The sequence below is a fragment of the Microvirga sp. VF16 genome (assembly GCF_016864375.1).
GTDB lineage: Bacteria > Pseudomonadota > Alphaproteobacteria > Rhizobiales > Beijerinckiaceae > Microvirga.
The window spans coordinates 4,437,086-4,450,412 of the sequence record NZ_CP069354.1 but is presented as its reverse complement, the minus strand read 5'-3'; the positions used below and the strand labels follow the sequence as shown (position 1 = coordinate 4,450,412).

Sequence of the window (13,327 nt, the reverse complement as noted above, 5' to 3'; positions counted from 1 at the left end):
CTGGAACCTCCTTCGAGACGGTCGCTCCACGACCTCCTCAGGATGAGGTTAGTTCCACAGAGCAAATCTTAATCGTGGTCGTCTTCGAGCCCGCCGATATGCTTCTGGGCATAGAGCTCGATGCCGACCTGCTCGACGAGGGTGAGCTGGGTCTCGAGGAAGTCGATATGACCCTCCTCGTCCTTCATCAGATCCTCGAACAGGTTCTTCGAGACGCGGTCGCCGACGCTTTCGCAATATGCCGCAGCTTCGCCATAGAGGTTGCGGGCGTCGTATTCCGCCGCGAGATCGGATTCGAGGATTTCCTGGACGGTCTGGCCGATGCGCAGGGGATCGAGCACCTGCAGGTTGGCGAAGCCTTCAAGGAAGATGATGCGCGCGATGAAGCGATCGGCGTGGTGCATCTCCTCGATGGATTCCTTGCGCCAGGTTTTCGCAAGCTCCTTGTATCCCCAATCGTCCAGGACCCGATAATGCAGCCAGTATTGGTTGACCGCCGTCAGCTCGCTGCGCAGGCCGCGATTGAGATACTCGATGACCTTGGGATCGCCCTTCATCCTACCCTCTCGTCCATTCGACGCCGGATGCGCCGGCTCCTTCTTTAGAGGATTTATGAACTAGGGCAAAAGGCACTTTTTTTAAAGAGTGGGTTCAGCCGCCACTTTTTCGAGGACGGTCGGACAGCAACCTCGGTTGCAGGCGGCAATGGGTTCCACGCCCGCATCGACGAGCGCTTGGTCCATGATGGCACGGATCGTCCGTGCGCAGCGCCCGCAATTGGGGCTGCAGCCGAGACAGCGATAGACCTGCGCCGGAGTGCGGGGACATTCCGGTCCCGGCTTAAGGCACGCTTTGACATCACCGTCGGAGAGGATGTTGCAGGAACAGACGATCATTTGTTGTTCTAGTTTAGAATTACTAAAAACTATATTAGATATCAAAGACTTACCGGAAAAGAGAGCCGGGCGCCAGTACTATTCCGTGTGCCCAGATGTCACGGTTAAGCTGTAACACTTAAGCGCATCGTGCGGACCCGTAAGGGCCGCGTCAGTGAAAAGTGGCTCTGGTTTTTCGCGCCGAACGATGCGCCGCTTGAGGGATCGATCAGATGCTCTAGCCGAGGCGCTTGAACAATTCGGGGTAATCGAGAACGAATCCGTCCTCATCCACGGGAAGGTCGGCGGTGAAGCCGCTCTCCAGGCTCTCGAATCGATAAAGCGAGCCTGCCTCAAGGGCCGTATAGCGCTGGTTGGCAGGCGCGACGGTCAATCCGGGTACCTCGATATAGCAGAGGCGGATGTCCATGCTCTCGCCGGTCTCCAGGCCAAGACGCCGGATCGGGAGCGTGTTCGTAAGCGGCGTCGCCTGGATGTCGATATCGATGCAGCCCTGAAGCCCCGGCTGGTCCTTGCCATTCTCCCGCCAATGCCCCCGACCATCGCTCTCCAGATGCAGCGCGTGGCCGGAGGTCGTTCTCAAGAGAACCTCCTTCGTATGCCACAGGGCATCCAGCTTGAGGCGATAGGAGAGGCCGAACTCGATTTCACCCTCCCGGGCAATCACGACGCCGGAAAGATCGAGCCCGCCATCGGCCGGGCGCACGTCTACGTGCTCCAGCCCCTCCTCCCAGCCGTCCCAGGCCGACCAGCGGATGGCGCGGAAGATGAGGGTCGGGATGGACATATCGAGGCTCCAAATCATCACAACAGGGAACGTTATTCTGCATACGAGAAGACATCCGAGCTATGGCACCCGCTATTCCGTCTCCTCCCCCGTTGGAGACACGGCTCCGTCAGCTACGCGCATGGCTGCGGCCGTTCCATTCAACGCGATAAGCGCAGACACAAAAAACAAGGCTGCAGAAGACAAACCAGGGTTTACTAGAAAAGATATGAAATAACTCAATATATCATGCAAATGATCGAGGGATGGAAAGCCATCTTCTATGGTTATAAAAAATATCTCCAACAATCGTATGACAGCTATCGATAGCACATAGCTTCCTAGTAGGCTTCCAAGTGTGCTGAGGATGGTCCCGGATCGGGTTGATGCATTCAGATAATATCTGAAGACAAGTGTTGACCCAACTATCAAAGAGGCGATGTAGATTCCTGGAAATATGTGGATGAAGTATGCATGTAGCTCATCCACGTAGGTTGGGCCTGAGCCATATCTCAGCAAGTTGATGAAATGGGAGAGGGTAATAATTCCGGTATTCATGCCCGCAAAAAGGGTTGCAACACGATAAAGTCCGTTCTGGCTTAAGAATGGAAGGCCGAGAATAAGCGGCGTGACGACGATGAATGCCCCCAGCCAGTATAGATAAACCATCGTACTCTCCTCGATCTTGAGGAGAGTTATGTATCAACGTTTCAAATATTTCCGTGCTCAGTCGCACACGACGATCACATGCAGCCGCCTTGGCCCATGGGCGCCGAGGAGCAGGGTCTGTTCGATATCGCCGGAACGGGACGGGCCGGTGATCCAGTTCACCGTGCGCGGCATGGTGCCCTTGCCATAGGCGAAGCGGACCTGACTCCAGACGGATTCGTAATCGCCGGCGATGTCCTTGGCCGAGACCACGATGATGTGGTTGTCGGGCAGGAAGTTGAGGGTCGAGGGGTTCTCATGGCCCGACACCATTGCCAGCGTGCCGGATTCGGCAATGCCGCCGAAGGCGTGGCTCACGGCATTGAGGTCGCTGCCCTGGCTTGGGCCATGGGCGATTTCGAGAGTCGTGTCCGACCAGGGCATGGCCTTGAGGCGCGGATCGTCGCCCATGCGCAGAGTCGCGGGCAGATTGTGGTTGCGCAGGAAGAGGGCGATGGATTGCGGCACCTCCGCCGGAGAGGCGACCTCCGTCACCGTGGCAAGCGCGGTTTCGACCATGGTCTTGAAGAGCGCGATCCGCTCCTCGCCCGAAACCTGTCCGCGCTTGGGGATCACGCCCTTGGGGGCGCGTTCCAAACGATCCGCCACGATCTGCTGGCGGATTTTCTCGCTGCCTTTGACGCCGAGCGACCGGCGAATGTTGGCGAAAATCTCGTCGCGGGCGCTCATGCGCGGGCTCCCTTGCGCTCGCGTTTCCAACGCTGCTGGAATGTCTCGCCCTGCGGGGCGGGGAAATCACGGTACTTGGTCCAGCCCTTGGCCATCGGCAGCCATGAGAAGCGTCCGCGCTGGCGGCCCGCAAGAGCCAGCGCGCCCATGGCGGCGCGGGTCGCGAGCCGGTAGAGGGCAGGGCGCTTGGCGAAGAAGCCCCAGAATTTCAGGCCCGAGCGCACGGTCGCCGGCGTCAGGTGCCGTTCGAATTCCCGCTCGCGCCAGTGGCGCATGAGCTTGGGCAGCGGAATCCGCACCGGGCATACGCTCTCGCAGCGCCCGCAGAAGGTGGAGGCGTTGGGGAGATGCCCCGCCTTGTCGACGCCGATGAGGGAGGGCGTGAGCACAGCGCCCATGGGGCCGGGATAGACCCAGCCATAGGCGTGTCCGCCGACCGCGTGATAGACCGGGCAATGGTTCATGCAGGCGCCGCAGCGGATGCAGCGCAGCATCTCCTCGAAGCTCGTGCCGAGCATGGAGGAACGCCCATTGTCGATGAGAACCACGTGATAGTTCTCCGGCCCGTCCGCATCCGCGCTGCGGCGGGGGCCGGTGGAGAAGGTGGTGTAGACCGACATCTCCTGGCCGGTCGCCGAGCGGGCGAGCACGCGCAGGAGCTGGCTGACATCCTCCAGGGTCGGCACGAGCTTTTCCAGCGAGGCGAGCACGATATGCGTCTTCGGCAGGATCTGGGTCAGATCGCCGTTGCCCTCGTTGGTGACGATGATCGAGGTACCGGTCTCGGCGATGAGGAAATTGGCGCCGGTAATGCCCACATCGGCCGCGAGAAAACGCTCGCGCAGCACCGCACGTGCTTCCGTCAGCAGCTGCACGGGCTCCGAGAGATCGCGCTTCGCGTCGAGATGGGTGTGGACGCGCCGGAAGTCCTCTTCCACTTGGCTTGCGTTGAGATGGACGGCGGGCGCGATGATGTGGCTCGGGAGCTCGTTGCGGAGCTGAATGATGTATTCGCCGAGATCCGTCTCGACCGGCCGGATGCCGTTCGCTTCCAGGTGATGGTTGATCCCGATCTCCTCGGAGATCATGGACTTGCCCTTGGTTACCGTCTTGGCACCAGCCTCGCGGCAGATGGTCAGAATGATGTCGCGGGCCTCGTCCGCATTGCGGGCGAAATGCACGTGCCCGCCGGAGGCTTGCACCTTTTCCTCGTAAGCTTCGAGGTAGAGGTCGAGATGCTCCAGCGTGTGGTTCTTGATGTCCCGTGCCGCATCCCGCAACGCCTCGAATTCCGGCAACTTGTCGGCCGCCGCCTTGCGCTTGTCGATGAAGCCCTGCTTCACGTTGCCCAGCGCCTTCTGCAGCTGATTGTCGTTCAGCGCCCGCGCGGCATTCTGCTTGAACTGGGGAGATGTGGAATGAACGGTCATAGGTGAGTTTTACTTGACGGTTTCAGCTTTGGCGACACCGATCGGCGGCTCGTCGGTCATGCCGGCCAGAACCTCCGCCACGTGGCGCACCTGGATCGGCTTGCCGTCGCGGGTGAGCTTGCCCGCCATGTTCATGAGGCAGCCGAGATCGCCCGCCAGCAGGGTCGGGGCGTGGGCCTCCTCGATGTTCTTGGCCTTGGCATCGACGATGGCGCCGGAGATATCGCTGTATTTGACGGCAAAAGTGCCGCCGAAGCCGCAGCAGACATCGCTGTCCTTCATCTCGACGAGGGTCAGGCCCTCGACGCTGGCGAGAAGCCGGCGCGGCTGGGTCTTCACGCCGAGTTCGCGCAAGCCCGAGCAGGAATCGTGATAGGTCACCGCGCCGTCGAAGGAGGCGTCGACCTTGGTGACCCCGAGCACGTCAACCAGGAAGCTCGTCAGCTCATAGGTCTTGACGGCGAGCGCATCGGCCTTGGCACGCCAGTTCGGGTCTTCCTCGAACAATTCCGGGTAATGGGTCTTGATCGTGCCGGCGCAGGAGCCGGAGGGAGCGACCACGTAGTCATAGCCGTGGAAGGCCTCGATCACCTGCATCGCCAGGTCCCGCGTCGTCCCCCGGTCACCCGAATTGTAGGCCGGCTGGCCGCAGCAGGTCTGGACGGGAGCATCGACGATGCAGCCGGCATCCTCCAGGAGTTTGACGGCCGCAAAGCCCACGGACGGGCGCATCAGATCGACGAGGCAAGTGACGAAAAGGCCGACCCGGGGCTTGCCGGGCCGGCCTTGGGAGGGCAGGTCGCTCATTGGGTCGCCTTCTTGCCCGAGGCGTCGAACTGCTTCAGATAGGCGACGAGGTCGTTGACCCGCTGCTCGTCCTTGAGGCCGGCATAGATCATCTTGGTGCCTGGAATCTTGGCCTTCGGATCCTTGATATATTCCCTGAAGGTCGCCTCATCCCAGGTGATGCCGGAGTTCTTGTTGGCGGGAGAATAATTATAGCCCTCGATCGACCCCGAATGGCGGCCGAAGAGGCCGTTCAGAACCGGACCCACGGCATTCTTCGCGTTTTCTCCGGTTTGGTGGCAGGCCCGGCATTGCGCAAACACCTTCTCGCCGGCAGCTGCGTCCTGAGCCTGGGCAGACCCGAGCCCCGCGAGAAGCAGGGCGGCGGAAAGAACGAAGGAACGCATGAAAAACTCCTTTGCTGGACACCTGTCCCATCTTAGAGAGGTTCTACATTATTAGAAAACGCCATCAGGAAAAGCCGCCTTATTGTTAAGGTAGCCATACCTTGAACGCAGCGATGATTCCCCAGGGAGGGTGTCATGACCATTGCATTTCCGAAACCGGACGAAGCGGTTTTGGCGCGCCGGAAGGACATCGTCGAGGGTTTGGGACGCCTTGTCGCGTCAGAGGCCCTGATCGTGTCCGAGGATGAGCGCCGGGCCTTCGAGACCGATGGCCTGACCGCCTATCGCCAGATGCCGCTGGCCGTGGTGCTGCCTTCCACGACGGAGGAGGTCTCGGCCATCATGCGCTTCTGCCACGAGAATGGCGTAAAGGTGGTGCCGCGCGGGGCGGGAACCTCGCTCTGCGGCGGGGCCATTCCACAGGAAGATGCCATCGTGCTCGGCGTCGCCAAGATGAACCGGGTGCTCGCCATCGATTTCGAGGGTCGTACGGCGCGCGTTCAATCGGGCATCACCAATCTCGGCATCAGCCAGGCTGTCTCTTATGAGGGCTTCTTCTACGCCCCCGATCCGTCGAGCCAGCTCGCCTGCACGATTGCCGGCAACATCGCCATGAATTCGGGTGGCGCCCATTGCCTGAAATACGGCGTGACCACCAACAATCTTCTGGGCGTCACCATGGTGCTCCTCGACGGTACGGTGGTGGAGATCGGCGGCGAGCATCTGGATGCGGCGGGCTACGATCTCCTCGGGCTCGTCTGCGGCTCGGAAGGCCAGCTCGGCGTCGTGACGGAAGCGGTGGTGCGGATCCTGCGTGCGGCTGAAGGCGCGCGGCCGGCTTTGTTCGGTTTCAGCTCGGTGGAGGATGCCGGCGCCTGCGTGGCGGCGATCATCGGGGCAGGCATCATTCCGGTGGCTCTCGAATACATGGACAAGCCCGCAATCCAGATCTGCGAGGCCTTTGCCCATGCGGGCTATCCGCTCGACGTGGAGGCCATGCTGATCGTCGAGGTCGAGGGCTCGGATGCGGAGATCGACGACATGCTCCGCCGCATCGTCGCCATTGCCGAGCCGTTCAAGCCGAAGACCATGAAGGTCTCGCAATCCGAGGCCGAGAGCGCCGCGATCTGGAAGGGCCGCAAGTCGGCCTTCGGTGCGACTGGCCGCGTTGCCGATTACATCTGCATGGACGGCACGATCCCGACCGGCCAATTGCCTTACGTGCTCAATCGTATCGACGAGATCGTGAAATCCTACGGGCTCGGCGTCGCCAACGTGTTCCACGCCGGCGACGGCAATCTGCATCCGCTCGTCATGTTCAACACCAACGTGCCGGGCGAGATGGAGAAGGCCGAGAAGGCGGGCGAGGATATCCTCAAGCTCTGCGTCGAGGTCGGCGGCTGCCTGACCGGCGAGCATGGCGTCGGCATCGAGAAGCGTGATCTCATGACCCATCAGTTCAACGCCACGGATCTGGAACAGCAGATGCGTGTGCGCGGCGTGTTCGACCCGCTCTGGCTGCTCAACCCCGCAAAGGTATTTCCGCTCGAAGGAAGGCTCGCCGCGTGATCGTCGATTCCCCTTGCCATACCCCCCGCGACGAGCAGGACGCTTCCATCATCATCCGCGAGGCTGCCGATAGAGGCACGCTTCTGAACGTATCCGGAAACGGCACCAAGGCGACGATGGGGCGTCCGAACCAGACCGATGCCTCGATCTCGTCGTCGGCCATGACCGGCATCACGCTCTACGAACCGGCGGAACTGGTGATCTCCGCCCGCAGCGGCACGCCGGTGCTGGAGGTCATGCGCGTGTTGGCCGCGAAGGGGCAGGAACTGCCGTTCGAGCCCATGGATTACCGCGCCGTTCTTGGCACCAAGGGTGAGCCGACCATCGGGGCGGTCGCGGCCATGAACATTTCCGGTCCGCGCCGCATCATGGCGGGTGCCGCCCGCGATAGTCTGATCGGGGTGCGCTTCGTCAACGGACGCGGCGAGGTGGTGAAGTCCGGTGGCCGTGTGATGAAGAACGTCACAGGCCTCGATCTCGTGAAGCTCATGGCAGGCTCCTGGGGCACGTTGGGTTTTCTCACCGAGGTCACCTTCAAGGTGCTGCCCAAACAGGAGCGCATGGCGACCCTCGTCATTCGCGGGCTCGACGACAAGCAGGCTATCGAGGCCCTGTCGATGGCGCTCGGATCGCCCTTCGACGTGACGGGCGCTGCGCATGTTCCGGACCGCGACCGGAAAGGTGGGAATACGCTGATCCGGCTCGAAGGTTTCAGGGTTTCCGTCGATTACCGCGTGAACGAACTCAAGCGCCTGCTGAAACGCTTCCGCTTCATGGACATTCTCGAAGGTGTCGGGGCCGAGGCGCTCTGGCAATCGGTGCGCGATGCGACGCTGCTGACCGATCAGGGCAATCGCGCGATCTGGCGTGTCTCCACCACCCCGACAAAAGGCCCCGATTTCGTTGCCCAGGTCGCGCAATCTCTCGATGCACAATGGTTCTATGATTGGGGCGGCGGGCTCGTCTGGATCTCGACACCGATCGACGACGATGCGGGTGCCTCCGTCCTGCGCGAAGCGACCAGAACCTTCGGCGGCCACGCCACCCTCGTGCGTGCGCCGGCCGAGACCCGCTCCATTCTCGATGTGTTCGAGCCGCAATCCGAGGCGCTGATGACCATCACGCGCGGCATCAAGGCCTCCTTCGATCCCGCCGGAATTCTCAATCCGGGCCGGATGTATGCGGGAATCTGAGATGGCAGGTACGGCTTCTCTCGCGCCGGAGGCAAAGACCTCGAGCGGCTCGCGGACGGCGCTCATCGTCGGGCTTGCGCTGGGGCTCATTGCGCTCGCTGCCGCGATCCTTCTGGTGATGGGCCGCACGCCGATCTGCAAATGCGGCACGATCGAGCTGTGGCATGGGATCGTGAAGGATTCCGGCAATTCGCAGCATCTGACCGACTGGTACACGCCCTCCCACATCATCCACGGGTTCCTGTTCTATTGCGGAGCCTGGGCGATCGGTATCCTGCGCGGAAAGGCACTTCCGTTCGGCCTTGCCCTCCTGCTCGCCATCGGGCTCGAGGCGACGTGGGAAATCGCCGAGAACACCGACGCGGTCATCGAGCGCTATCGTGCAACGAACATCGCTCTCGATTATTATGGCGACAGCGTCATCAACTCGGTTTCGGACATTGTTGCCATGATCGCCGGCTTCGTGCTGGCGCGGTTCTGGCCGGTCTGGCTGACGGTTCTGGCAGCGGCGGTCATGGAAGCGTTCGTCGGGTTCTGGATCCGCGACAACCTGATCCTGAACATCATCATGCTGATCCATCCCGTTGAGGCCATTAATCAATGGCAAGGGGCGATGTGAGATAAAACAATGCAAACCAATTTCACGCCCGATCAGCTCAGAGATCCCGCCATGGCAAGTTCGGAGAAGATTCTCCGGACCTGCGTTCATTGCGGTTTCTGTACCGCCACATGCCCGACTTACCTGCTTCTCGGCGACGAGCTCGATTCCCCGCGCGGACGCATCTACCTGATGAAGGACATGCTGGAGAGCGGGAAGCCAGCGTCGCCGGAGGTGGTGAAGCATATCGACCGCTGCCTCTCGTGCCTGTCCTGCATGACGACCTGTCCGTCCGGCGTGCATTACATGCATCTGGTCGATCACGCCCGCGCCTATATCGAGGCCACCTATACGCGGCCCTGGCATGACCGGCTCCTGCGCTGGGTGCTGGCGAGCGTTCTGCCCTATCCGGCCCGCTTCCGCTTCGCGCTCGGCGCGGCGATGCTGGCCAAGCCCCTCAAGGGCGTGATCGGCGCGCTGCCGCTTCTCGGTACCCGCCTGCAGGCGATGATCGATCTGGCGCCGGTGAAGGTCCCGGCCCGCTCGCCCTTCGACCAGCCCGGCACTTTCAAGGCGCGTGGAGAGCGTCGGGGCCGGGTCGCCATCCTGTCCGGCTGCGCCCAGCCGGTGCTCAAACCCGGCTTCAACGAGGCCGCTATCCGCCTCCTCAACCGCCACGGCGTTGACGTGGTCCAGCCCAAAGGGGAGGGGTGCTGCGGCGCGCTCGTCCACCACATGGGCCGCGATGAGGAGGCCCACGGCTTCGCCAAGCGCAATATCGATGCCTGGATCGCCGAGATGGACGGAGAGGGGTTAGACGCCATCATCATCACGGCGTCGGGCTGCGGTACGACGATCAAGGATTACGGCTTCATGTTCCGGGAAGACCCGGACTATGCCGAGAAGGCGGCCCGTGTCTCCGCGATCGCCAAGGACATCACCGAATACGTCACGTCCCTGACCCTCATGGAGCCGGTGCGCGAGACGGATCTGGTGGTGGCCTATCATTCCGCCTGCTCCATGCAGCACGGACAGGCGATCCGCACCGAGCCGAAGACGTTGCTGAAGCGGGCGGGCTTTACCGTGAAGGATGTGCCGGAAGGGCATATCTGCTGCGGCTCGGCCGGCACTTACAACTTGCTCCAGCCCGAGATCGCCGTGCAACTCAGGGCGCGCAAGGTCGCCAATATCGAGCGCACCAGGCCCGACCTCATCGCCACCGGCAATATCGGCTGCATGACCCAGATCGGGAAGGGGACCGACATTCCCATCGTCCATACGGTCGAGCTTCTCGATTGGGCGACTGGTGGCCCCATGCCGGAAACCTTGGAGGCGGCAGGGTTTCAGAAGCGCGGTCAGCCGTTAACCATCGCAGCAGAGTGAGGCTGCTACACTCTTACGCAACGAAATTTTATTTCCAAACTGAGCCCTTCTGAGCTAAAAGTTAGGAAAGTGTAAATTTCAGGGGCGTAAGGGCCGGCACATGTCTTCGGGTTGGACGTCTTTCAGAAACCGTTTTGGCAAGAAGCAGGATGAGGCTGATTCTGAGGGCCTCCCTCAGGTTTCCGCTGGCCCTGTAGCTACGGCCATGCCCGTGGCCGCGCCTGTGGAGAAGAGCGAGACGATCGTCGTCCGCCCCAATGGCGCGCTCGATTCCGTCGGCCAGAAGAACGAGCTGATCCGTGTCCGCTTCGCCAACATGATCGACCGGCTGGAGGAGATTCGCAGCCTCAAGGAGGATTTCGCCCTCCTCAACGAGCCGGTGAACGACCTCATCCGCAGCTATCCCCAGCTTCAGTCGCGCCTTCTCGAAACCGAGGCGGTGCTCAAGCAGGAAACCGAGACGACCATCGCCCTGCGCCGGGAGCTCGGCGACCTCAACAACCTTCATGCCCGCACGTCGGACGACCTGAACTCCGCCGTGTCCCAGCTACGCAAGGCCGAGACCAAGGTCCGCGAGCAGGATTCCTTCATCGAGGACCTGCGCCTCAACGTGAAGGACAAGGAGGCCATCGTTGGCGACCTCGAGAACCAGCTCGCCATCGAGACCGAGCGCGCCCGCAACATCACGGAAGAGAACCAGGCCCTGCGTCTCGAAGCCCAGGAGGCCGACCAGACCGTGGCCCGCGCCGAGCGGGAGCTCATCGAGACCCGTGAGCGCAATGGCCTGCTCGATCACGAGGTCAAGCGCCTGCAGAAGGTGGCGGAGGAGCAGAACTATCGCCTCTCCAGCCTGACCAACCGTTATGGCGAGCTGGAGACCCAGCTCGAGTCCACGCGCCAGCGCGCCTCCGAACTCGAGACCAAGCTCATGGCCGAGCAGGTGCTGCGCCAGCGCCTGGAAACCCAGATCGATTCCGAGCGCTCGGCCCACCAGACCGATCTCTCGGCACTCGACATGAAGATCGAGGGCCTCAATTCCCGCCTCTCCGCCACGGACAAGATCCTGGCCCATACCCGCGACCAGTTGCGCGACAAGAACGAGGCCCTGCGCGGCGTCGAGCGCAATCTCAAAGAGACGACCATCGAGAAGAACACCCTCGACCGCCGCCTGGAGGCGACCCAGCAGGAGGTCGAGCGTCAGGTGGCCATGGTCAACGAGCTCCAGCGCTCGCGCATCGAGCTGCAGGAGCGCGTCGAGATGCTCAACAAGGCCATCGCGGCCAAGGACTTCCAGATCGAAAGCTCCGACAACAAGCTCGCCAGCCTCTCCGAGCGCATCGACCAGCTCACCAAGCGCTTCGACCAGGAGCGCAGCACGCTCGAATCCGCCAACCGCCGCCTCACCGAAGAACTGCAGAACGAGAAGGCCGAGCGCTCCCTCGTGCAGGGCGCGCTTGAGATCGCCCGCGAAAGCCGCACCAAGATCCAGAAGAAATACGTGGCGCTGCGCAAGAAGACCCGTCTCGACACGCAGGAAGAGGACCCGATGCTCTTCGACGAGGATGAGATCGAGACCAATGTCCGGCCGTTGAAATCGCCGGACGCGGAGTAAGCAAGATACCTCCAAAGCCCCGCAGAGTTGCGGGGCTTTTTTCTTTGGAGAGGGCGTTCACGGAGCACTGTGGGAGCGCCGTGTTTGATCGTATCGTCAGCACTCTCCCTCCCTCGTCATCACCGGCCTCGTGCCGGTGATCTCGATCCGAAAGGCACTGTGCTTCACAGCATCGGGATGGCCGGCATAAGGCCGGCCATGACGTCGTAGTTGTCATCCTTAGGCCAAGCGAAGCGAGGGAAGGGGATCCACGTACAAGCACGGTGCTATAGATTCCCTTCCCCTCCGCTGACGCTCCGGCCGGGAATGACAATGCGGAGAACGATGTGACGAACGCATATAGCCAATCACTCCGCCGGCCTTGGCGAATGATCCGCTGCGCGCCACTTTGGGCTCATCGTCGAATCGCAAAACGAAGGATCCCAGCGATGGCCCAGCATCCAGCAATCGCCTCTGGCCGCGTCGCCGTCATCACCGGAGCCGCGAGCGGCATCGGGCTTGCGGCCGCCAAAAGGTTCGCGGAGCTCGGCATGAAAGTCTGCCTTGCGGATCTGGAAGGTGAAGCGCTCCGGCACAGCGCGGAGGACGTGGCACGCGTTGCCGGCAAACCGGAGAACGTCCTTGCAGTCGCGACCGATGTCGGGCGGCTGGAGGGTGTCGAGAACCTCAAGGAGAAGGCCTACGCCGCCTTCGGCGAGGTCGCCGTGCTGATGAACAATGCCGGGACCGAGAGCGGCGGGCAGATGTTCGGCGACCTGACACGCTGGCGCGCCATTCTGGAGACCAATCTCTGGGGCGTCATCAATGGCGTGCAGGTCTTCGCGCCGGCCATGATCGACCAGAAAAGCCCTTGCGCGATCATCAACACGGGATCGAAGCAGGGCATCACGACGCCGCCGGGCAATACCGCCTACAACATCTCCAAGGCCGGCGTGAAGGTCTTCACCGAGGCGCTGGCGCATGACTTGCGCAACCGGCCCGATTGTCAGGTGAGCGCGCATCTTTTCATCCCGGGCTTCGTCTATACGGGTTTCACCAAGGCGAGAGGCATTTCCGAGAGACCGGCCGGTGCCTGGGAGCCGGAACAGGTCATCGATTTCCTGCTGCAGGCTCTGGAGCGAAACGACTTCTACGTGCTCTGCCCCGACAACGAGACAACGCGGGAGATGGACGAGAAGCGCATCCGCTGGGCCGCCGAGGACATCATCGAGAACCGCCCGCCGCTTTCGCGCTGGCATCCGGACTACAAAGATGCGTTCGCGAAGGTGATGGAAGGTTAGAGACTTCGT

General features: G+C 61.9%; 14 protein-coding genes. 6 read left to right on the top strand and 8 right to left on the bottom strand.

All coding sequences use genetic code 11. The features are described 5' to 3' along the window. Positions 1–68: 68 nt before the first annotated feature. From bfr to JO965_RS20820, 8 genes are all read right to left on the bottom strand, one after another. On the bottom strand, positions 69–557 hold the full coding sequence (gene bfr / locus JO965_RS20855; RefSeq protein WP_203440914.1) for a bacterioferritin: 489 nt from the start codon (positions 555–557) through the stop codon (positions 69–71). An 81-nt stretch (positions 558–638) separates the two neighbouring features. Further along, complete coding sequence (locus JO965_RS20850) at positions 639–896, bottom strand: bacterioferritin-associated ferredoxin (RefSeq protein WP_203440913.1); 258 nt, start codon at positions 894–896, stop codon at positions 639–641. Between the two features lie 217 nt (positions 897–1,113). Beyond that, positions 1,114–1,683, bottom strand: a complete 570-nt coding sequence (locus JO965_RS20845) for a putative glycolipid-binding domain-containing protein (RefSeq protein WP_203440912.1) — start codon at positions 1,681–1,683, stop codon at positions 1,114–1,116. Between the two features lie 72 nt (positions 1,684–1,755). Further along, positions 1,756–2,331, bottom strand: coding sequence for a hypothetical protein (locus JO965_RS20840; RefSeq protein ID WP_203440911.1), 576 nt, complete (start codon positions 2,329–2,331; stop codon positions 1,756–1,758). A 57-nt stretch (positions 2,332–2,388) separates the two neighbouring features. Then, on the bottom strand, positions 2,389–3,060 hold the full coding sequence (locus tag JO965_RS20835) for a lactate utilization protein (RefSeq protein WP_203440910.1): 672 nt from the start codon (positions 3,058–3,060) through the stop codon (positions 2,389–2,391). Next, a complete protein-coding gene (locus JO965_RS20830) occupies positions 3,057–4,490 on the bottom strand; it encodes a LutB/LldF family L-lactate oxidation iron-sulfur protein (protein ID WP_203440909.1) in 1,434 nt (477 codons plus the stop codon). The genes JO965_RS20835 and JO965_RS20830 overlap by 4 nt, the downstream gene beginning before the upstream one ends. Before the next feature lie 9 nt (positions 4,491–4,499). After that, positions 4,500–5,297, bottom strand: a complete 798-nt coding sequence (locus JO965_RS20825; RefSeq protein ID WP_203440908.1) for a (Fe-S)-binding protein — start codon at positions 5,295–5,297, stop codon at positions 4,500–4,502. After that, complete coding sequence (locus JO965_RS20820) at positions 5,294–5,683, bottom strand: cytochrome c family protein (RefSeq protein WP_203440907.1); 390 nt, start codon at positions 5,681–5,683, stop codon at positions 5,294–5,296. The genes JO965_RS20825 and JO965_RS20820 overlap by 4 nt, the downstream gene beginning before the upstream one ends. Before the next feature lie 135 nt (positions 5,684–5,818). Here JO965_RS20820 and JO965_RS20815 point away from each other — a divergent pair, with 135 nt between their 5' ends. From JO965_RS20815 to JO965_RS20790, 6 genes are all read left to right on the top strand, one after another. Continuing rightward, a complete protein-coding gene (locus tag JO965_RS20815) occupies positions 5,819–7,252 on the top strand; it encodes an FAD-linked oxidase C-terminal domain-containing protein (protein WP_203440906.1) in 1,434 nt (477 codons plus the stop codon). Continuing rightward, positions 7,249–8,445, top strand: a complete 1,197-nt coding sequence (glcE, locus tag JO965_RS20810) for a glycolate oxidase subunit GlcE (protein WP_246776637.1) — start codon at positions 7,249–7,251, stop codon at positions 8,443–8,445. Before JO965_RS20815 ends, glcE begins: the two co-directional genes overlap by 4 nt. Before the next feature lies 1 nt (position 8,446). Further along, positions 8,447–9,064, top strand: coding sequence for a DUF2585 family protein (locus tag JO965_RS20805; RefSeq protein WP_203440905.1), 618 nt, complete (start codon positions 8,447–8,449; stop codon positions 9,062–9,064). Positions 9,065–9,073: 9 nt separating this feature from the next. After that, complete coding sequence (gene glcF, locus JO965_RS20800) at positions 9,074–10,426, top strand: glycolate oxidase subunit GlcF (RefSeq protein ID WP_203440904.1); 1,353 nt, start codon at positions 9,074–9,076, stop codon at positions 10,424–10,426. 211 nt (positions 10,427–10,637) lie between these two features. Beyond that, positions 10,638–12,038, top strand: a complete 1,401-nt coding sequence (locus JO965_RS20795; protein WP_203440903.1) for a chromosome partitioning protein ParA — start codon at positions 10,638–10,640, stop codon at positions 12,036–12,038. Positions 12,039–12,466: 428 nt separating this feature from the next. Beyond that, positions 12,467–13,318 (top strand): SDR family NAD(P)-dependent oxidoreductase, encoded by an 852-nt coding sequence (locus JO965_RS20790; RefSeq protein ID WP_203440902.1) that lies wholly within the window; start codon positions 12,467–12,469, stop codon positions 13,316–13,318. Positions 13,319–13,327: the final 9 nt, after the last annotated feature.